17 protein-coding genes are annotated in these 20,853 nt (G+C 69.5%); 10 read left to right on the top strand and 7 right to left on the bottom strand.

All coding sequences use genetic code 11. The features are described from left to right. Window positions 1–116: 116 nt before the first annotated feature. Complete coding sequence (locus AB0M48_RS02505; RefSeq protein ID WP_363835510.1) at window positions 117–1,133, top strand: cellulose binding domain-containing protein; 1,017 nt, start codon at window positions 117–119, stop codon at window positions 1,131–1,133. Window positions 1,134–1,160: 27 nt separating this feature from the next. Continuing rightward, window positions 1,161–1,535, top strand: coding sequence for an SGNH/GDSL hydrolase family protein (locus tag AB0M48_RS02500; RefSeq protein ID WP_363835899.1), 375 nt, complete (start codon window positions 1,161–1,163; stop codon window positions 1,533–1,535). A gap of 3 nt (window positions 1,536–1,538) precedes the next feature. On the opposite strand, the gene AB0M48_RS02495 is transcribed toward AB0M48_RS02500, so the two are convergent. The 6 genes from AB0M48_RS02495 to AB0M48_RS02470 all read right to left on the bottom strand — a co-directional run bounded on the left by AB0M48_RS02495 (window position 1,539) and on the right by AB0M48_RS02470 (window position 7,488). Beyond that, window positions 1,539–1,964 carry a nitroreductase family deazaflavin-dependent oxidoreductase gene (locus tag AB0M48_RS02495; protein WP_363835897.1) on the bottom strand — a complete coding sequence of 142 codons (426 nt, stop codon included), beginning with the start codon at window positions 1,962–1,964 and terminating at the stop codon, window positions 1,539–1,541. A 29-nt stretch (window positions 1,965–1,993) separates the two neighbouring features. Beyond that, entirely contained in the window at window positions 1,994–2,824 is an 831-nt protein-coding gene (locus AB0M48_RS02490) for an expansin EXLX1 family cellulose-binding protein (protein ID WP_363835509.1), read from the bottom strand. Next, a complete protein-coding gene (gene yjfF / locus AB0M48_RS02485) occupies window positions 2,821–3,783 on the bottom strand; it encodes a galactofuranose ABC transporter, permease protein YjfF (protein WP_363835508.1) in 963 nt (320 codons plus the stop codon). The genes AB0M48_RS02490 and yjfF overlap by 4 nt, the downstream gene beginning before the upstream one ends. Then, window positions 3,780–4,763: an ABC transporter permease gene (locus AB0M48_RS02480; protein WP_363835507.1), complete on the bottom strand. Its 984-nt coding sequence runs from the start codon at window positions 4,761–4,763 to the stop codon at window positions 3,780–3,782. The genes yjfF and AB0M48_RS02480 overlap by 4 nt, the downstream gene beginning before the upstream one ends. A 58-nt stretch (window positions 4,764–4,821) precedes the next feature. Beyond that, window positions 4,822–6,354, bottom strand: a complete 1,533-nt coding sequence (locus tag AB0M48_RS02475; protein ID WP_363835506.1) for a sugar ABC transporter ATP-binding protein — start codon at window positions 6,352–6,354, stop codon at window positions 4,822–4,824. A 162-nt stretch (window positions 6,355–6,516) separates the two neighbouring features. Continuing rightward, window positions 6,517–7,488: an ABC transporter substrate-binding protein gene (locus AB0M48_RS02470; protein ID WP_363835505.1), complete on the bottom strand. Its 972-nt coding sequence runs from the start codon at window positions 7,486–7,488 to the stop codon at window positions 6,517–6,519. Between the two features lie 164 nt (window positions 7,489–7,652). Here AB0M48_RS02470 and AB0M48_RS02465 point away from each other — a divergent pair, with 164 nt between their 5' ends. The 6 genes from AB0M48_RS02465 to araA all read left to right on the top strand — a co-directional run bounded on the left by AB0M48_RS02465 (window position 7,653) and on the right by araA (window position 16,958). Next, a complete protein-coding gene (locus AB0M48_RS02465; RefSeq protein ID WP_363835504.1) occupies window positions 7,653–10,124 on the top strand; it encodes an alpha-L-arabinofuranosidase C-terminal domain-containing protein in 2,472 nt (823 codons plus the stop codon). Next, window positions 10,121–11,560 (top strand): family 43 glycosylhydrolase, encoded by a 1,440-nt coding sequence (locus tag AB0M48_RS02460; RefSeq protein ID WP_363835503.1) that lies wholly within the window; start codon window positions 10,121–10,123, stop codon window positions 11,558–11,560. Before AB0M48_RS02465 ends, AB0M48_RS02460 begins: the two co-directional genes overlap by 4 nt. An 81-nt stretch (window positions 11,561–11,641) precedes the next feature. Then, complete coding sequence (locus tag AB0M48_RS02455) at window positions 11,642–12,655, top strand: LacI family DNA-binding transcriptional regulator (RefSeq protein WP_363835502.1); 1,014 nt, start codon at window positions 11,642–11,644, stop codon at window positions 12,653–12,655. A gap of 456 nt (window positions 12,656–13,111) precedes the next feature. After that, window positions 13,112–14,785, top strand: a complete 1,674-nt coding sequence (araB, locus tag AB0M48_RS02450) for a ribulokinase (protein ID WP_363835896.1) — start codon at window positions 13,112–13,114, stop codon at window positions 14,783–14,785. Beyond that, window positions 14,785–15,438, top strand: coding sequence for an L-ribulose-5-phosphate 4-epimerase (locus tag AB0M48_RS02445; protein WP_363835501.1), 654 nt, complete (start codon window positions 14,785–14,787; stop codon window positions 15,436–15,438). The genes araB and AB0M48_RS02445 overlap by 1 nt, the downstream gene beginning before the upstream one ends. 17 nt (window positions 15,439–15,455) lie before the next feature. Further along, complete coding sequence (araA, locus tag AB0M48_RS02440) at window positions 15,456–16,958, top strand: L-arabinose isomerase (protein ID WP_363835500.1); 1,503 nt, start codon at window positions 15,456–15,458, stop codon at window positions 16,956–16,958. On the opposite strand, the gene AB0M48_RS02435 is transcribed toward araA, so the two are convergent. Beyond that, complete coding sequence (locus tag AB0M48_RS02435; RefSeq protein WP_363835499.1) at window positions 16,928–17,755, bottom strand: alpha/beta hydrolase; 828 nt, start codon at window positions 17,753–17,755, stop codon at window positions 16,928–16,930. The genes araA and AB0M48_RS02435 overlap by 31 nt on opposite strands. A 155-nt stretch (window positions 17,756–17,910) precedes the next feature. On the opposite strand from AB0M48_RS02435, the gene AB0M48_RS02430 reads away from it, so the two are divergent. Together AB0M48_RS02430 and AB0M48_RS02425 are read left to right on the top strand one after the other, a co-directional pair. After that, window positions 17,911–18,678, top strand: a complete 768-nt coding sequence (locus tag AB0M48_RS02430) for a hypothetical protein (RefSeq protein ID WP_363835498.1) — start codon at window positions 17,911–17,913, stop codon at window positions 18,676–18,678. A gap of 157 nt (window positions 18,679–18,835) precedes the next feature. Continuing rightward, window positions 18,836–20,812 carry an RICIN domain-containing protein gene (locus AB0M48_RS02425; protein ID WP_363835497.1) on the top strand — a complete coding sequence of 659 codons (1,977 nt, stop codon included), beginning with the start codon at window positions 18,836–18,838 and terminating at the stop codon, window positions 20,810–20,812. Window positions 20,813–20,853 lie beyond the last annotated feature (41 nt).

Here is a 20,853-nt window from a genome sequence, read left to right as displayed (position 1 = left end):
GATTCGCAGAAAGAACGTTGCTGTGGAACGAGATCTAGGAACGAGGCGGTGTCTGGGCTACGTTCGTGAGGTGGGCGGCCTCATCCGTCCACAGTGGACGTCCTGTGGAGGTGCAGGTGTACCGGTCCAAGTCGGCGGCCACGGCCGTCCTCGTCCTGGCGGCGGCAGCGGCGGTGAGCGGTGCTCCCCAGGCCGGGGCCGCCGCCGGGTGCCAGGTCTCCTACCAGGTGACCCAGGAGTGGCAGGGCGGCTTCATCGCCGACGTGACCGTCACCAACCTCGGTGACGCCGTCGACGGCTGGCAGCTGACGTGGACGTTCGGTGCCGGGCAGACGGTCGCCCAGCTGTGGAACGGGACCGTGCGCCAGACCGGCGCCGACGTGATAGTCGCCAACGCCGCCTACAACGGCTCCCTCCGCACCGGCGCGAGCACCGGACTGGGGTTCACCGGCACCAAGAGCGGCTCGAACCCCGTGCCCGCCGGCTTCGCCCTCAACGGCACGGCGTGCACGGGAACGGCGCCCGCACCGGACCCGCTGACCCAGGCGCACACCGCGGGCCGCGTCACCGCGTCCGGCCAGTACACCTGGCCGGGGGTCTACTTCGAGGGCCGTTTCCGGGGCACCGGCGTCGGGATCGTCCTCGACGACTCGGTGAACGACTACGACGTGCAGATCGACGGCGCGACCGTCGCGACACTGGTGATGCCGGGCAGGACGACGTACTGGGTGCGCGACCTCACCGACGCCGAGCACCGCGTGCGGCTGGTCAAGCGGACCGAGAGCACCTGGGCGGCGGGGGAGTTCGGCGGTTTCGTCGCCGCGAACGGCGGAACGATCCTCGCCAAGCCCGCGCCCCGGACCCGCCAGGTCGAGTTCATCGGCGACTCCCTGACCGCGGGCTACGGCAACCTCTCGACCACCCGCGACTGCTCCGCCAACGGCGGGGTCGCACGCAACACCAACACCGACATCAGCTTCGGAGCGCTCGCCGCGAAGGCGCTGAACGCCGACTACCAGGTCAACGCGTTCTCCGGGCTGGGCGTGGTGCGCAACTACAATGGGCACACGCCGGGAACCAGCTACCGCACCTACTACGACCGGGCGTTGCTGCACGTCGAAGGCGACGTGTGACGCAACCCCGGCACGTGGCGGCCGCAGCTGGTCGTGGTCGGCCTGGGCACCAACGACTTCTCCACCGCCCTCAACCCCGGAGAGCAGTGGCCCGACCAGACCAGCCTGGTCACGGCGTACAAGTCCGCCTACCAGGGCTTCCTCGACAAGCTGCGCACCCGGTACGGCCCGGCCACGACGATCGTCGTGAGCGTCCCCGAGGCGTCCGGCGCGTTCGCCGACGCCGTCCGCCAGGTCGTGCAGGACCGCAACGGCCAGGGCGACAGCCGGGTCCGCCACTGGAACTACAGCGACCCGGCGCTGGACCGCCTCGGGTGCGACTGGCACTTCTCCGCGCGCGACCACCGGCTGATCGCGGGGAAGCTCGGCGACTACCTCGCCACGCTTCCCCTCGCCTGGTGACGCCTACTTCGGGTCGAGCACGAACACCGGGATCTGCCGGTCGGTCTTCTCCTGGTACTCGGCGTAGCTGGGGTAGGCCGCGACGGCGCGCTCCCACCACTCGGCCCGCTCGGCGCCGTCGACCTCGCGCGCGACGTACTCCTTCACCTCGGTGCCGTCCTGCAGGACGATCTCCGGGTGGGCTTTGATGTTGTAGTACCAGGTCGGGTGCTCGGGCGCGCCGCCCTTGGAGGCGACGACCGCGTAGCTGCCGCCGTGCTCCACGCGCATGACCGGGGTGTAGCGCAGGGCGCCGCTCTTCGCGCCGCGCACGGTCAGCAGCACGATCGGCTTGCCGAGGACCAGGATGCCCTCGGTCGTGCCGGTCTCGAGGATCTTCTTCGTCTGCTCCTGGACCCACTCGGTCGGGCTGAGCTTCACATCTGCCATGTCCACGATCAACAACTCCCGTGCCCGTCTCATTCCCCGGCGCGGGCGAACTGCAGGTTCGTCGGCTGCACCGCGTCCGGCCTGACCGACAGGGCATTCACCACCAGGCGTTCGCCGTAAACGTCGGTCACCGCCATGGCTCCGCCGCACCCGGCGCCGTTCTCGGAGAGGAAGTAGTTGTACTCGGCGCGTTTCAGCTGCCGCCACTGCCCGCCCGCCTGGACCTCCAGCCGGGCCACGGGGTTGCGGTGGTCGAGGACCTGGATCCCGCACCAGTACTGGCTGGAACCGGTCTTGTAGCGGATCGCGATGGTCTTGGACGTCTCCGGGCTGACGAGGGTCCAGGTGATCGGGATTTCACCCTTCACGGGTGGTGCCAGCTGCGCGAACGCCTCCGCGCTGAGGTCCAGCTGACCCGGACGGCAGGGTGCGGGGCAGAGGTTCGTGATCCGCACCGTGATGGTCTTCCCGCCGGCCTGGACCCGGACGTGCGCGCCGCACGCGGCGGAGTTCTCGTAGTCCGCCACGTTCATCGCGGCGGTCAGCGGGTCGGGGCCCGGGTCGTACGAGCACGCGCCGCCGCCGTCGGAGTCGTAGAACGTCGCGACTCCCTGACGGGGCTCACCCGGCTTGATCTTCCCTGCCAGGGGAGCGCCCGCCCGAGTGGTCGTCGTGGTGGTGGTCGTCGTGCTCGGGACCGACGTGGCCGTGGTGGTCATGGGCGGCGTGGTCGTGGGCGCGGCGCTCTGACCGGCCACGGGCGTGCCCGCGACACTCTGCGGATCCCGCAGCACCACCACGCCGACGACCGCCACGAGCAATGCGAGAAGGACGAACAGCAGTGGGCGGGTGCGTCTCACCGCCGAACCATAGTCCGCTGCACGGCGATGAACACCAGCAGCAGCACACCGATCACGATCTTCGTCCACCACGAGCTGAGCGTGCCCTGGAACGAGATCAGCGTCTGGATCGTGCCGAGCACGAGCACGCCGACCAGCCCGCCGAGCACGTACCCGACACCGCCCGCCAGCAGCGTTCCGCCGATGACGACGGCCGCGATGGCGTCCAGTTCCATGCCGACGGCGTGCAGGCCGTAGCCGGACAGCATGTAGAGGCTGAACAGCAGACCGGCCAGCGACGAGCACAGGCCGCTGATGACGTAGACGCCCACCTTGACGCGGGTGGTCGGCAGACCCATCAGCAGCGCGGACGACTCGTTGCCGCCGACCGCGTAGACCGTGCGGCCGAAGCGGGTGCGGTGCAGCACGTACATCGCCGCGGCGACGACCAGCAACGCGATCACCACGTTGTAGGTGATGGTCACGCCGCCGGGCAGTTCGATCGCGGTGGTGGCGACGGCGCGGAACGTCTTGTCCTTGATGGACACGGACTCCACGCTGATCAGGAAGCACAGGCCGCGGGCGAGGAACATGCCGGCGAGCGTGACGATGAACGGCTGGATGTCGAACTTGTGGATCACCAGGCCCATCAGCAGGCCGAGCGTGGAGCCGGTGAGCAGCACCGCGAGGACCACCAGCGGCACGGGCCACCCCGCCTGCAGACCCGAGGCCGTGACCATCGTGGACAGCGCGACGACCGAGCCGACGGACAGGTCGATGCCGCCGCTCAGGATCACGAACGTCATGCCGGCGGCGAGCACGATCAGGAAGGCGTTGTCGATGAACAGGTTCGCGATCACCTGACCGGACGCGAACCCGTCGTAGCGCGCCGAGCCGGCGCCGAACGCGAGGACGAACAGCACGACGGTCGCGAGCACCGGCAGGAACCGCGAGGGCACCCGTTGGGTGAGAGTGGTCATGATGAGACGGCCACCTTCCGGAAGCTCAGTGCGGCACGGGCCTTCGGCGCCTGGACCAGGCACACGGCGATGACGACGATCGCCTTGAAGACCAGCGTCACCTCCGGGGCGACGCCGATCGTGTAGACGGTGGTGGTGAGGGTCTGGATGATCAGCGCGCCGAGCAACGTGCCGGTGAGCGAGTAGCGCCCTCCGGCGAGCGACGTGCCGCCGATGACGACGGCGAGGATCGCGTCCATCTCGATCCACAGCCCGGCGTTGTTGGCGTCGGCCGCGCTGACGTTGGAACTGATCATCAGCCCGGCGATGCCCGCGCACACCGCGGCGAACACGTAGACGGTCCAGATGATCGTGCGGGACCGCACCCCGGCCAGCCGCGACGCCTCGGGGTTGACCCCGACGGCCTCGATCAGCATGCCGAGCGCGGTCTTCCGGGTCGCGAACGCCACCAGCCCGAGCACCAGCAGGGCGATCAGGATCGAGACCGGCAGCACCACGAACCCGGCGCCGACCTGGCGGTAGGCGGTGTTGTTGACCGTGACGATCTGCCCCTCGGTCACGAGCATGGCCACGCCACGTCCCGCCGTCATCAGCACCAGGGTCGCGATGATCGGCTGGATGCCCAGCCCTGCCACCAGGAACCCGTTCCACAGCCCCAGAACCGCGCACAGCACCAGTGCGATCGCCATGCCGGCGAACGCGGTAGCGGCGCTGCCCGACGTTCCGATGTGGACACACGTCACCGCACCCGCGATCGCCGCCACCGCGCCGACGGAGAGGTCGATGCCGCGGGTGGCGATCACCAGCGTCATGCCGAGGGCGATCAGCAGGGTCGGCGCGCCGTTCTTCAGCACGTCGACGAGGCCGCCGTAGAGGTGGCCGTCCTGGATGCGCAACGCGAAGAACGACGGGGTCACGGCGAGGTTGAGCAGCAACAGCGCGACCAGCGCCAGCAGCGGCCACAGCAACCGGTTCTTCATGGGGTCACCTCTTCCGGTGCGGTCCGGCCGCGAGCGGCGGTGAGTTCGTCCTGGCTGTTCACGACACCACCTTCTCCGGTGCGGCCCCGCCCGCGATCAGCTCGACGACCTCGTCCACGCCGGTCACCGAGCCGTCCAGCTCGGCGATCTTGCGCCGGTCGCGCAGCACGACGATCCGGTCGGCGATGCGCACGACCTCCTCCAGTTCCGCGGAGATGAACAGGATCGCGGTGCCCTCTGCGGCGAGGGTGGTGACGAGCTGCTGGATCTGGGCCTTCGCGCCGATGTCGATGCCCCTGGTCGGCTCGTCCAGGATCAGCAGCCGCGGCTCGGTGACGAGCCAGCGCGCGAGGAGCACCTTCTGCTGGTTGCCGCCGGACAGGGTGCGCACCAGCGCGTCCGGGTTGGCGGGCCGGATGTCCAGTGCCTTCAGGTACTTCTCGACCAGCTGGTCCTTGGTCCTGCGCGACAGCGGACGCGTCCAGCCGCGGGCCGCCTGCATCGCGAGCACCAGGTTGTCGCGGATCGACAGGTCCGCGACGACGCCCTCGCCCTTGCGGTCCTCGGAGCTGAACGCGATGCCCGCCGCGATCGCCGAACGTGGTCCGCGCAGGCGCAGCGGCGCCCCGTCCACCAGCACCCGGCCCGAGTCCGCGCGGTCGGCGCCGAACAGCAGCCGGGCGAGTTCGGTGCGGCCCGACCCGAGCAGACCGGCGAGGCCGACGACCTCACCCGCCCGGATGTCGAGGTCGAACGGTTCGATCGCGCCGCGCTTGCCGAGTCCCTCGGCCTGCACCAGCGCCGGTCCACTGGGCTTGCGCTTCTCGGCGGCGTCCTCGATGGCCTCCAGCGCGCCGAGGTCGCGGCCGATCATCTGCGCGATGAGCGTGCGCCGGTCCACGTCGGCGGTGAGGTGCTCGCCGACGAGCGCTCCGTTGCGCAGCACCGTCATCCGGTCGGAGATCTCGTAGACCTGGTCGAGGAAGTGCGACACGAACAGGATCGCCACGCCCTCGTCGCGCAGCACCCGCATGATGCGGAACAGCTCCGCGACCTCGCCCGCGTCCAGACTGGACGTCGGCTCGTCGAGCACGAGCACGCTGCAGTCGACCGCGATCGCACGGGCGATGGCGACCAGTTGCTGCACCGCGATCGGGTGTTCGCTCAGGCTCGACGCCGGGTCGATGTGCACGCCGATGCGCGCCAGCACCTCCGCGGCACGGCGCCGCATCGCCGGGAAGTCGATGCCGCCGAGGCGACGAGGCTCCCGGCCCAGCAGGATGTTCTCCGCGACCGTGAGGTTCGCGCAGAGGTTGACCTCCTGGTACACCGTGCTGATCCCGGCGTGCTGGGCCTCGCCGGGGGACGAGAACGCGACGTTCTCGCCCGCCAGCACGACCTCGCCGGCGTCCGGCCTGTGCACGCCGGTCAAGGTCTTGATGAGGGTGGACTTCCCGGCGCCGTTCTCGCCCATGAGGGCGTGCACCTCACCGGGGAACAGCCGGAAGTCGACGTCCTGCAACGCCTTCACGCCGGGAAACGCGAGGCTGATGCCCCGCATCTCGACGACAGGTGGCGGTGACTCGGTCATGGGCTCTGGCCTTCGTCGATGGGGCCGCGGGACCCGTCACGCGGATGCGCGCGATGACGGGCCCCGCGGGGTCTCTGGGGTCTAGGCCCTGTCCTGCAGGTCTCGTCCGCGACCGTGACTCTCATCGAACGGACCTGCAGGACAGGGCCTGGCTACCGAAAATCAGTACTGGCGCTGCGGGAGCACGGTCTTCGCCTGCTCCTGCGTGAACGTGCCCTCCTCGGTCACGACCCGCTCCGGCACCTGCTCGCCGGCCACGACCTTCTTCGCGAGCTCCATCAGCTGCTTGCCCAGCAACGGGTTGCACTCGACGATGAAGTTGATCTCGCCGTTGGCCAGCGCCTGCATGCCGTCCTTCACCGCGTCCACGGTGATGATCTTGATGTCCTTGCCGGGCACCTTGCCGGCGGCCTTGATCGCCTCGATCGCGCCCAGGCCCATGTCGTCGTTGTGCGCGTACACCACGTCGATCTTCGGCTGGGACTTGAGGAAGGCCTCCATGACCTGCTTGCCGCCGGACCGCGTGAAGTCACCGGTCTGCGACGCCACGACCTTGATGTCCGGCTTGGAGGCGATCTTCTCCTCGAAGCCCTTCTTGCGGTCGTTCGCGGGTGCCGCGCCCGTGGTGCCCTGCAGCTCCACGACGTTGGTCGGGCCGGAGGCGTTGGCCACCAGCCAGTCGCCGGCCTTGCGGCCCTCCTCGACGAAGTCCGAACCGAGGAACGTCTCGTACAGCGACGTGTCGTCGGAATCGATCGAGCGGTCGGTGAGGATGACCGGGATGTTGGCGCGCTTGGCTTCCAGCAGCACGGTGTCCCAGCCGGTCTCCACGACCGGGCTGAACGCGATCACCGAGACCTTCTGCTGGATGTAGGAGCGGATCGCCTTGATCTGGTTCTCCTGCTTCTGCTGCGCGTCGGAGAACTTCAGGTCGATCCCGGCCGCCTTGGCCTCGTCCTGGATCGACTTGGTGTTGGCGGTGCGCCAGCCGCTTTCCGCTCCCACCTGGGCGAAGCCCATGGTGATGGTGCCGCCGGGCGTAGTCGAACCTGCGTTGCCACCACCTCCCGAACCGCACGCGGTGAGCGCGCTCAGCAGGACCACGCTGGCGACTGTCGTGATCTTCTTCAGCACTGGGGTTCCTCCGGGGTGACGACGGTGTCGCGGAGCTCGACCGCGTGTCCGCGGTTGTCAGGTGGACAAGAGTGAACGCTCACAACTGTTGCGTCAAGGTCTTGCTCGTAACGAGTTCGCAGCCCTATGTTAACGCTCACTTCCGAGCTTGGGGAGGAAAACCCGTGTCCCGCAAGCACGTCCTGCTGAGCGCCGCTCTCGCGGCCAGTCTCCTGGTCGCCGTTCCCGGATCGGGAGCGGCCGCCGACACCGACTACACGCTCAAGATCGACGCCACGAAGAAGGGCGCGTCCATCGACGACTCGATGTACGGCGTCTTCTTCGAGGACATCAACCGCGCCGCCGACGGCGGCCTGTACGCCGAGCTCGTGCAGAACCGCTCGTTCGAGTACGACCCGGCGGACAACGCGAGCTATCACGGCCTGACCTCCTGGGCACCGCACAGCGGCATCGTGGACCTCGCCGACGACACCGGCCGGATGAACGAGCGCAACCGCCGCTACCTGAAGCTGGGCCTACCCGCCGGGGTCATCAACTCCGGCTACAACAGCGGCATCGCCGTGCAGACCGGTCAGCGCTACGACTTCTCCGTCTGGGCGCGCACCGACCAGGCGAGCACCCCGCTCACCGCCACCGTCACCGACCCCGCCGGAGCCGCCCTGGGCGATCCGGTGCAGGTCCAGGTCCGCGGTGACGGCTGGGCACGCTACACCGGCACGATCCGCGCGAAGAAGACCTCGACGACCGGCAGGTTGCTGGTCACCGGCGGTGGCACCGGCACGCTGCGTCTCGACATGGTCTCGCTGATGCCGCAGGACACCTTCAAGGGCCACGGCCTGCGCCGCGACCTGGCCGAGAAGATCGCCGCGCTCAAGCCCGGCTTCGTCCGGTTCCCCGGCGGCTGCCTGGTCAACACCGGCAGCCACTACGGCTACGACGCGCCGAACTTCGAGCGCCGCCGCTCGTACCAGTGGAAGGACACCATCGGCCCGGTCGAGCAGCGCGCCACCAACTGGAACTTCTGGGGCTACAACCAGTCCTACGGCCTCGGCTACTACGAGTACTTCCAGTTCTCCGAGGACGTCGGCGCCATGCCGCTGCCCGTCGTCCCCGCGCTGGTCACCGGCTGCGGCCAGAACCGCGCCACGGACGACCCGGCGTTGCTGGCCAGGCACGTCCAGGACACGCTGGACCTGATCGAGTTCGCCAACGGTCCCGCCGACTCCACCTGGGGCCGCAAGCGCGCCGAGATGGGGCATCCGAAGCCGTTCAAGCTGACCCACGTCGCGGTCGGCAACGAGGAGAACCTGCCCGACGAGTTCATGGCCCGCTTCACGAAGTTCCGCGACGCCATCAACGCGAAGTACCCGGACATCACCGTCGTCAGCAACACCGGCCCCGACGACACCGGCGGTACGTTCGACCGCCTGTGGCAGCTCAACAAGCAGGCCGGCGTGAAGATGGTCGACGAGCACTACTACAACAGCCCGAGCTGGTTCCTGGAGAACAACAACCGCTACGACTCCTACGACCGCAACGGCCCCAAGGTGTTCCTCGGCGAGTACGCCTCGCTGGACAACAAGTACTTCAACGCGCTGAGCGAAGCGGCGTTCATGACCGGTCTCGAACGCAACGCCGACGTCGTGAAGCTCGCCTCGTACGCGCCGCTGCTGGCCAACGAGGACTACGTCCAGTGGCGCCCGGACATGATCTGGTTCAACAACCACGCGTCGTGGGGCTCGGCGAGCTACGAGATGCAGAAGCTCTTCATGACCAACGTGGGCGACCACGTCGTGCCGAGCACCGCGTCCGCCACGCCGTCCACCCAGGCACCCATCACGGGTGCGATCGGGCTCTCGACCTGGGCGACCGCGGCGACCTACGACGACGTGAGCGTGACCAGCGCGTCCGGTCAGGCGTTGTTCAACGACGACTTCTCCGGCACCGACGCGCGGTGGACGAAGTCCGGCCGCGGCGCCTGGAACGTCGTGAACGGCGCCTACGTCCAGTCCGACGCCGCGGCCGAGGACACCCTCGTCACGGCCGGCGACAAGGGCTGGCGCGACTACACGCTGAACCTCAAGGCCACCAAGCAGGCGGGGCGCGAGGGATTCCTCGTCGCGTTCGGCGTGCAGGACACCGGCAACTACTACTGGTGGAACCTCGGTGGCTGGAACAACACCCAGTCCGCGGTGGAGAAGGCCGTCGGCGGCGCCAAGAGCACTTTGATGACCAACGGCACGCGCATCGACACCGGCCGCACGTACGACGTGCGCGTCGAGGTCCGCGGACGCCACGTCGCGTTGTTCCTCGACGGCCAGAAGTGGGGCGAGTTCACCGACGACAAGCTCGCCGAGCCGTTCCGCCAGGTCGTCACCCGCGACCTCGCCACCGGCGAGCTGATCGTCAAGGTGGTCAACGCCCAGGACAACGCCGCCCGCACGCGCATCGACCTCGGCGTGCCGGTGTCCTCGACGGCGCGGGCGACCGTGCTGCAGGGCCGTCCCGACGACGTGAACACCGAGTTCAGCCAGCCGATCCGCGCTCGTGCCGAGCAGGTCAGGGTGGCGAGCAGCTTCACCCACACGTTCCCGCCCAACTCCGTCACGTTCCTCCGGATCAGGAGCCGCTCGTGATCTCCCGACGATCTCTGCTGGCCACGGGTGGCGTGCTCGCCGCGACCGGGGCGCTCAGCTCCGCTGCGCCCGTCGCCACCGCCGCCCCCGAACCCGATGCGGGGCTGCCGACCCGCAACCCGCTCGTCGAACAGCGCGCCGACCCGTTCATCACGCCGCCGACCGACGGCATGTACTACCTGACCGGGTCCGTTCCCGAGTACGACCGGGTCGTCATCCGCGGAGCGTCCACTCTGGACGGTCTGTCCGCCGCCCGCGAGCGCACCATCTGGCGGCGGCCGGCGTCGGGCCGGATGGGCGGCTACATCTGGGCGCCGGAGCTGCACCGCATCGACGGCAAGTGGTACGTGTACTTCGCCGCCGGCGACAAGGACGAACCGTTCCGGATCCGCACCTATGTGCTGGAGTCGCCGAACGCCGACCCGCGCGAGGGCGGCTGGGTGCTGCGCGGGCAGATGGTGACGGCGTGGGACACGTTCACCCTGGACGCGACCACCTTCGCGCACCGCGGCAAGCGCTACTTCCTGTGGGCGCAGAGCGAACCCGGCATCGCCACCAACTCGAACCTCTACATCGCCGAGATGGCCTCGCCGCTCGCGCTGAAGAGCGCCCCGGTGCGGATCGCGACGCCGACGCTGTCGTGGGAGGTGCAGGGCTTCAAGGTGAACGAGGGGCCCGCGGTGCTGGTCCGCAACGGCCGCGTGTTCGTGACGTACTCCGCGAGCGCCACCGACGCCCGTTACTGCATGGGCCTGCTGACCGCCGACGAGAACGCGAACCTCCTGGACGCGCGGTCTTGGACGAAGTCGCCGAACCCGGTGTTCACGACAAACGTCGCCACCTCGCAGTACGGGCCGGGGCACAACTCGTTCACCACGGTGGGTTCCACCGACGTGCTCGTCTACCACGCCCGCGACTACCGCGACATCACCGGCGACCCGCTGTTCGACCCGAACCGGCACACCCGCGTCCAGAAGCTCCACTGGAACGCGGACGGCACACCGTCGTTCGGCGTTCCCGTCGGCCGCGGCGGCACGATCGTGCGGCTGTCGCCTGTGGACGCGCCCTCGCTGGTGGTGCGGCACTACGAGTACCGGCTGCGGGTCGACGGCAACGTCCGCGACGTGGGCGACAGCCAGTTCCGCTTCGTGCCGGGGTTCCTCGGTGCCGGCACGGTCGCGCTGCAGTCGGTGAACTTCCCGGACCGGTACGTGCGGGTGGACGGGGACGTGATCCGCATCGACCCGTTCGAGGACACCGACGCGTACGGCCGCGCGGCGAGTTTCGTTCGTGTGCCAGGACTTGCGGACGGCGGCGCGGTGTCGCTGCGTGTCGGAGCGGACACGTATCTCGCCCATGACAACGGTCGCGTGGTGTTGTCCAGACCAGGAAGCAACCGCGACGCGCGCCGACGTGCCACATTCCGACTCGAATAAGTGGACAATGAGCACCGCGTCGAAGCCGACCTGGTGTTATCGCTAACATCACCGGCTCAGATCGAAGATCGGAGACCGCTCGTGGAGAAGACGTCGCGTGACCCCGCGATGACCGACGTGGCACGACTTGCCGGGGTGTCGCACCAGACGGTCTCGCGTGTGCTCAACAACCACCCGAACGTCCGCGAGCAGACCCGGCTGCGGGTGAAGGCCGCGATCAAGGAGCTCGACTACCGGCCCAACCGCGCGGCCCGCGCGCTCGTCACCGGCAAGACGCAGCTCATCGGCGTGGTCGCGCAGAACTCGACGCTCTACGGCCCGGCCTCGTTGCTGTCCGCCTTCGAGGAGGCGGCGGGCGAGGCCGGGTTCGCGGTCAGCGTCGGCAGGGTCAAGGTCCTCGACCGCGACTCCATCGCCGCTGCCGTGGAACGGCACCGCGACCAGCGAGTAGCCGGCATCGTGGTGATCGCGCCGAACTCGTCGGCGGCCGACGCCCTGGCCGACGTGCCGGCCGGAGTCCCGCTGGTGACCGTGGACGGCGACCCGGACCGCCCCACCCCGCTCGTGACCGTCGACCAGGCGAGCGGCGCGTTCGAGGCCACGAAGCACCTGATCGACGCGGGCCACGAGACCGTCTGGCACGTCTCCGGCCCCGCCGACTGGTTCGACGCGGCGGGCCGCGTGGAGGGCTGGCGAGCCGCACTCGACGCCACCTCGGCCGAGGTGCCCCCGGTCGTGGCGGCCGACTGGAGCGCGGCGTCGGGCTACCGGGCAGGGCAGATGCTGGCCAGGATGCCCGAGGTGACGGCCGTGTTCTGCTCGAACGACCACCTCGCCCTGGGTGTGCTGCGCGCGATGAGCGAGCGCGGCAGGAACGTGCCGCACGACGTGAGTGTCGTGGGCTTCGACGACGTGCCCGAAGCTGCCTACTTCATCCCGCCGCTCACCACCGTGCGCCCGGACTTCGCCGCGGTGGCACGCGAGACGCTCGGTCTGCTGCTCGAGCAGTTCAGTGACGGCGAGACCACCCGGCCGCAGCGGACGGTCGCGCCGAAGCTGGTGAAGCGGAACAGCGTGGCGCCGCCGCCCCGGTAGGCACGCCGACCCCCTCTGCCTGCCGCACGCGGGGCCCTTCCGTGCGGTCAAACCGCACGAAAGCTCCCCGCGTGCGGTTCGCGGCCGACGACGCTTCTGTCTCGGCCAGCGTGTCGCGGCCTCGACACGCCGTCGCCGAGCGCACGCGGGGCGCTTTCGTGCGGTTCGACGGCACGTAGGGGCCCCGCGTGAGCAGCGAATAGCGGGGGAGAGGGTGCGCGGCGGAGTTGGGTGCCCGCCAAAGGCGTGACGCTCGTGGGCGCGCGGCGGCCGGGCTCTCACGTCGGCGGGGCGCTGCGCAGCCAGGCGTTCCCCTGTGCCGCACCGGTCCCGGCGTGGACCGGTTTGTCGTGCGCTCACCTCTCACCCATTTCCCGCACTCGCAGGGAAATCACGATGTATCGGGCACATCTTGACTCCCTGATTGTTAGCGATAACACTCAGGTCGTGACTGACATGACGATCGACCGCGACGCGTGCGTGGTGGGTGTCGACTTCGGCACGCTGTCCGGCCGCGCCGTGGTCGTGCGCGTCCGGGACGGCGCGGAGCTCGGCACCGCTGTGCACGAGTACCGCCACGGAGTGGTGGACCAGGTGCTGCCCGCGACCGGCAGGCCGCTGCCGCCGGAGTGGGCGCTGCAGGTCCCGGCCGACTACCTCGACGTCCTGCGCACCGCCGTCCCGCAGGCGGTCGAGGCGGCCGGGATCTCCGCAGACCAGGTGATCGGCATCGGGACCGACTTCACCGCCTGCACGATGGTGCCGGTCACCGCGGACGGCACGCCGCTGTGCGACCTGCCGGAGTTCGCGGAGAACCCGCACGCCTACATCAAGCTCTGGCGCCACCACGCCGCCCAGGCGCAGGCCGACCGGATCAACGAGCTCGCGCACCGGCGCAAGGAGCCGTGGCTCGCGCGCTACGGCGGTCTGATCTCCTCGGAGTGGGAGTTCGCGAAGGGCCTGCAGGTGCTGGAGGAGGCACCCGAGGTCTACGCGGCGATGGAGCACTGGGTCGAGGCCGCGGACTGGATCGTCTGGCAGCTCACCGGTACCTACACGCGCAACGCCTGCACCGCCGGTTACAAGGGCATCCACCAGGACGGCCGGTACCCGAGCGACGACTTCCTCACCGAGCTCAACCCCGGCTTCGCGACCTTCGTCGCGGACAAGCTCGACCACCCGCTGTCCGCGCTCGGCGACCGGGCCGGTGAGCTGACCGCGCAGGCCGCCGAGTGGACCGGGCTGCCGCAGGGCATCGCGGTGGCGGTCGGCAACGTCGACGCCCACGTGACGGCGCCCGCCGCGCAGGCCGTCGGGCCCGGCCAGATGGTCGCGATCATGGGCACCTCCACGTGCCACGTGATGAGCGGCGACGTGCTGCGCGAGGTGCCGGGCATGTGCGGCGTCGTCGACGGCGGCATCGTGCCGGGGCTGTGGGGGTACGAGGCCGGGCAGAGCGGTGTCGGCGACATCTTCGCGTGGTTCCTGCGCAACCAGGTGCCGCCCGCCTACCACGAGGAGGCGAGCGAGCGCGGCATCACGGTGCACGAGCTGCTCTCCGAACTCGCGGCGAAACAAGAGGTCGGTGAGCACGGGCTCGTCGCGCTCGACTGGCACAGCGGCAACAGGTCCGTGCTGGTCGACCACGAACTGTCCGGTGTGGTCGTCGGCCAGACGCTCGCCACCAAGGCCGAGGACGTCTACCGCGCATTGCTGGAGGCCACGGCGTTCGGCACCCGGATGATCATCGACACCTTCACCGACGCGGGCGTGCCGGTGACCGAGTTCGTCATCGCCGGCGGGCTCATCAAGAACACGCTGATGATGCAGATCTACGCCGACGTCGTGAACATGCCGCTGTCGGTGATCGGCTCGGCCCAGGGCCCCGCGCTCGGCTCCGCGATGCACGCCGCGGTCGCCGCGGGCGCGTACCAGGACATCCGGGAGGCGTCGGACTCGATGGGATCGGTACGGCGCAACGTCTTCACGCCCGTGCCGGAGAACGTCGAGGCGTACGAACGGCTCTTCCACGACTACCTGGAGCTGCACGACTACTTCGGCAGGGGCGCCAACGACGTCATGCACCGGCTGCGCGAGTACCGCCGCGCCGCCCTGGAGGGGAAGAGCTGATGTCCGCAACGGCAGAACTGCGCCGCACGGTCGCCGAACTCCACCGCGAGCTGACCCGCTACGAACTGGTGAGCTGGACGGCGGGCAACGTGTCGGCGCGGGTGCCCGACCACGAGCTGATGGTGATCAAGCCGTCCGGGGTGTCCTACGACGAGCTGGGGCCGCACGCGATGGTCGTGACCGACCTGCACGGCAACCTCGTCGAGGGTGAGCTCGCGCCGTCCTCCGACACCGCGGCCCACGCGTACGTGTACCGGCACATGCCCCACGTCGGCGGTGTCGTGCACACGCATTCTCCTTACGCCACAGCGTGGGCGGCGCGCGGTGAGCCCATCCCGTGCGTGCTCACCATGATCGCGGACGAGTTCGGCGGCGACATCCCGGTCGGGCCGTTCGCGTTGATCGGCGACGACTCGATCGGCAAGGGGATCGTGGAGACCCTCAGCACCAGCAGGTCTCCGGCCGTGCTGATGCGCAACCACGGCCCGTTCACCGTCGGCGCGACCGCCCGCGCCGCCGTGAAAGCCGCGGTGCTGGTGGAAGACGTCGCCCGCACCGTCCACTTCGCACTCCAGCTCGGCAAGCCCGACGTGATCGAGCAACAGCACGTCGACCGGCTCTACGAGCGCTACCAGAACGTTTACGGCCAGTGAGCCCAGAAGGAGAGCACATGCCGGACAAGCCCCAGATCTGGTTCCTCACCGGCAGCCAGCACCTCTACGGCCCCGAGACGCTCGACCAGGTCGCGGCCCAGTCCCAGCAGATCCAGCGGATGCTCACCGACTCCGGCCGGATCAGCGCGGAGATCGTGTGGAAGCCGGTGCTGACCGACTCCGGCGCCATCCGCGCGATCATGCAGGAGGCGAACAACGACCCGTCGTGCGTCGGTGTGATCGCGTGGATGCACACGTTCTCACCCGCGAAGATGTGGATCACCGGGCTGGACCTGCTGCGCAAACCGCTGCTGCACCTGCACACGCAGCTCAACGAGGCGTTGCCGTGGTCCACCATCGACATGGACTTCATGAACCTCAACCAGGCCGCGCACGGCGACCGCGAGTTCGCCTACGTGCAGACCAGGATCGGGGTGGCGCGCAAGACGGTCGCCGGGCACGCGAGTGATCCCGTGGTGGCCGAGCGGATCGACGGCTGGGCCCGCGCCGCCGCCGGTCGCGCGCACCTGCGCGGCCTGAAGCTGGCCCGGTTCGGCGACAACATGCGCGACGTCGCCGTGACCGAGGGCGACAAGGTCGAGGCGGAGCTGCGGTTCGGCGTCTCGGTCAACACCTACGGCGTCAACGACCTCGTCGCCGTGGTCGACGCCGTGCCCGACGCGAGCATCGACCTGCTCGTCGCCGACTACGCCGAGACCTACCGGCTTTCGGCGGAGCTGGCGCGCGGGGGAGAGCGGCACGACTCCCTGCGGTACGCGGCCCGCATCGAGATCGGGCTGCGGTCCTTCCTGGACGACGGCGGGTTCGGCGCGTTCACCACGAACTTCCAGGACCTCGGCGGGTTGCGGCAGCTGCCGGGTCTCGCCGTGCAACGGCTGATGGCGGACGGCTACGGCTTCGGCGGCGAGGGCGACTGGAAGACCTCGGCGCTGCTCGCGGCCGTGAAGGCCATGGGCACCGGCACGGGCCGCGGCACGTCGTTCATGGAGGACTACACCTACCACTTCGGTCCGGGCACGCCGAAGATCCTCGGCGCGCACATGCTGGAGGTCTGCCCGACGATCGCCGCGGCCCAGCCGTCCTGCGAGATCCACCCGCTGGGCATCGGCGACCGGGAGGACCCGGTGCGGCTGGTGTTCGACGCGGCGCCCGGCCCCGCCGTGGTGGTCGGCCTGGCCGACATGGGCGACCGGTTCCGCCTGGTGGCCAACGAGGTCACGGTGGTGGAACCGGACGAGCCGCTGCCGAAGCTGCCCGTCGCACGGGCCGTGTGGCAGCCGGCGCCGTCGCTCTCCACGTCGGCGGAGTGCTGGCTCACCGCGGGCGGCCCGCACCACACCGTGATGACGCAGGCCGTCGGAGCCGAGGTGCTGCGCGACTTCGCGCAGATGGCCGCCACGGAGCTCGTGCTGATCGACTCCGAGACGACCCCGGCCTCGTTCCTCGACCGGCTGCGCTGGAACTCCGCCTACCACCGCCTGGCGCTGGGAATCAGCTGACGAGCGTGGAACTCGGCGATCTGCCGCCACATCGCGACGGGGTTGGAGTACATGGGGAGATGCCCGCTGTGCGGGATCTCCGCCAGCTCCACCCCGTTCGCGTCGAGGATCGGCAGGTACGACAGGCCCGCGCACTGCTCGCCGTAGAGGTACATCTTCGGGCAGGGCAGTGACAGGAACTTCTGCAGCAGGTTCCCGCGGTCGGCGAGCTCGACCATCGACCGGAAGATCGTCGGCACGGCGCCGCGCTGGACCTTGTTCGGGAGGTTCGCCGCGTACAGGCCGCCGCCGTAGCAGGGCGTCTCCCGGGTGCGTTCCGCGAGCCTGAAGAGGTAGTCACCGGGATCGCGGTGGTTCAGCGCCTCCCTGCTCAGCACGCAGTCCTCGGGGGCGAGCACGCCCTTGATGTTGACGAAGCTCAACACCCGGCCCGGTTCCTTGTGGGCCAACAGGAGCGCAGTGAGCGCGCCCGTCGAGTGACCCACCACGTGGAACCCGCCGATGCCCGCGCGGTCGAGCACCGCCCTCGCGGTCTCCGCCATGAACTGCAGGTCCACCTCACCCAGACCGGCGCACTCCGTGGCGCCGGCACCGGGTGCGTCGTAGGCGAGAAACGGGCGTCCGGCGAAGTCGTGCCGCTGGAGGACGTCGAGGTAGTCCTCCTTGCTCGTGCCGAACCCGTGCAGGAAGACGACAGGGGCGTCGACGCCCCCGCGGCGCACCGAAGCGACCTTGAGGTTCACCCCGTGGATGCGCAACGGGATCTGCTCGTGGACGACTCTGTCTGCCGATGGCATGGCTGTTCCCCGGTTCTACGCAGGTGCGGTACTGCGGAATGAGTCGAGAGCATGCCATCAGCTGTGAACGCTCACAAGTGGTTGAACTTTTTGCTTTCCCGGTCCGTACTCCACTTGTGCCGGCACAAAACGTCCCCAAGTCGTGAGGTTCGAATATGTCGAGAGCACATGCACGACCGCAACGGAGCAAGCGGGTGCTCGTGGCCGGAGTCGCCGTCGCCGCGACGTTGACCGCCGTGACCGCGGCCGTCGCCTTCGCCGGCGGGGAGACCGTCACCGGCTCGATCGCGTGCCCGCAGCCGGTCGTCCCGGCGGTACCGGCCGCGGCGCAGGCCGAGGTCCAGCGCGAGCTGGCCAACCTCGACAAGCAGATCGCGGAGGCGAACAACCGGCTGCGCACGTCGGCCGGTGAAGGCGGGCCGAACTTCGTGCAGAACGCGATTCTCGGCCCGCTGGCGAGCAAGCGGGTCGCGGCGCTGAACCGCATCGAGACCGCCATCGGCAGGGTCGCGGAGAAGCCGGAGGGCCTGGAGAGGTTCGCGACCTGCGGGCTTGGTCAGGCACCCGCCGTGTCCGCGCCGCCGACGACGACACGACCGGCGTCCACGAGCGCGGACGCAGGTACCGGTTCGGCGGCCGGACGGGCCATCGAATGCCCGCTTCCGGTGGTGCAGAACGTTCCCGCGGCCGCACGCGCCGAAGTGGACCGCGAGCTCGCCAACCTCGGCAAGCAGCTGGCCGAGGCCAACGACAGGCTCCGCACGTCGGCCGGTCAGGGCGGGCCGAACTTCGTGCAGAACGCGATCCTGGGCCCGTTGGCCAGCAAGCGGGCCGCGGCGCTGGACCGGATCGCGATCTCCATCGGCCGCGTGGGGGAGCGGCCTCAAGGGCTGGAGCGCTTCGCCACCTGTTCGCTCAAGTAACTCTCCTCGGGGTTCGAGCGTGCAGGCCCGTCTCCTCGGGGGCGAGCGTTCCCAGGGGTCCTGCCGGACGGGTGCGCCTCCGTCCGGCAGGACCTTGACGCGTCACTGGGTTATCGATAGATGTTAGCGTGAACATCGCGCGTTCAACGGAGAACCGATGACCAGAATTGTCGCTCTGCTCGCCGCTTCGGCGCTCACGCTCTCCACTGCGGTGCCTGCCACGGCCGCCGTCGAATCCGTCACGGTGAGACCGGATCCGACCTATCAGCAGGAGCCGTTCCAGGGCTGGGGCACGAGCCTGGTGTGGTTCGCCAACGCCACGGGTGGTTATCCGGACGAGATCCGCAACCAGCTGGCGGAACTGCTGTTCGGTGAGGACGGTCTCAACCTCAACATCGCCCGGTACAACGTCGGCGGCGGCAACGCCCCGGACGTGCCGGAGTACCTGCGCGCGGGTGCCGCGGTGCCGGGCTGGTGGAAGGCGCCTGCCGGCACCACCCGCACCGACACCGACTGGTGGAAGCCGGGCGACCCGCGTTTCTTCGACGCCGCCGCGGATCCGCGTCAGCGGTGGTGGGTCGACCGGATCAAGCAGGACGTGACCCGGTGGGAGTCGTTCAGCAACTCGCCGCCGTGGTTCCAGACCGTCAGCGGGTACGTCTCCGGTGGCTTCGACCCGACCGCGGACCAGCTGCGGGAGGACCGGATCGGCGACTTCGCCGCCTACCTGGCCCAGGCCACCGCCGAACTGGAACGGGCCCACGGCATCGAGTTCGCCACGGTCGACCCGTTCAACGAGCCCAACACCTCCTACTGGCGCACGACGCTCGGCCCGGACGGCAACCCGACGGGCGGACGGCAGGAAGGCGCCCACATCGGGCCAGCCCTGCAGGCGAAGGTGGTGCCCGCGATGGCAGAGGCCCTGCGCGCCAACAAGCTCAAGGCGACGGTGTCCGCACCGGACGAGACCAACCCCGGCATCTTCGCCGACGACTGGGCGGGCTATCCCGCCTCGGTGCGCGCCCAGGTCAGCCAGCTGAACGTGCACACGTACGGCACAGCGCGCCGCACATCCGCCCGTGACATCGCCAAAGGCGCGGGCAAGCCGTTGTGGATGAGCGAGGTCGACGGGCACTGGGGTTCCGGGCAGAGCTTCACCAGCATGGAACCGGGCCTCGGCATCGCCGAGCGCGTGATCGACGACCTGCGCGAGCTGGAACCGCGCGCCTGGCTGCTGTGGCAGGCGATCGAGGACTACAACAACATGACGCCCGGCGCCGAGTCCCCGGACGGCATGAACTGGGGCGTGATCCAGATCCCGTTCGACTGCGGGGCACAGGACACGCTCGCGACGTGCCCGGCGCGCGTCAACACGAAGTTCCACGCGCTGCGCAACTTCACCCACTTCGTCAAGCCCGGCGACCGCCTCGTGAAGGTCAACACCACGACCGACGTGGCGGCGGTGCGCGACACCGAGCTGAAGTCCTTGGTGCACCTGAACAAGTCCGATCAGGCGCAGTCCGTGACGCTGGACCTGTCGGCGTTCGGATCGGTGCGGCAGAACGCTTCCGTCCGGCCGGTGGTGACGGACCAGCACGGCGCGCTGATGAAGGGCGCCGCTGTGCGCGTGAAGGACCGCAAGGCGACGCTCTCCGTGCCGGCGAAGTCGGTCACCACGTTCGAGGTGAGCGGCGTCAGCGGGGTGAACCGCGCGGCGGCTCTGGGCGGCGAGTACCGGCTCACCGGTGTGCAGAGCGGCAAGTCGCTCGCGCCGTCGGGCACCTCGCTCGTGCAGCGCACCACCGACCCGGCGGCGGCCGAGCAGGTGTGGCGCGTGGAACGCCGATCCGGCGGCTACGACAACCGCGCCCAGTTCTCCATCATCAACGCCGCCACGGGTCAGCGCATCGCGGCAAGCGGCGGCAACGTCGTGCTGAGCTCCTCCGACAGCCCGTCCGCGAGATGGGTGCTCTCGTCCACCGGCGACGGCACGTGGACTTTCGTCAACCAGGAGAACGGAAGTCTGCTCGACGTGGTCGGCGAGTCGCGTGAGGACGGTGCCAGAATTGGTTTGTACCAACCGACTTCCGGCGCCAACCAGCGTTGGTCGGCGACCGCCGTTCCGCGCAGGTAGTCCACTCCGAACGGTCGATTGAACCGGGCCCGTGATCCACT

The sequence above is a fragment of the Lentzea sp. NPDC051208 genome (assembly GCF_040682435.1).
GTDB lineage: Bacteria > Actinomycetota > Actinomycetes > Mycobacteriales > Pseudonocardiaceae > Lentzea > Lentzea kristufekii.
This window is presented reverse-complemented; position numbering and strand designations above follow the sequence as displayed.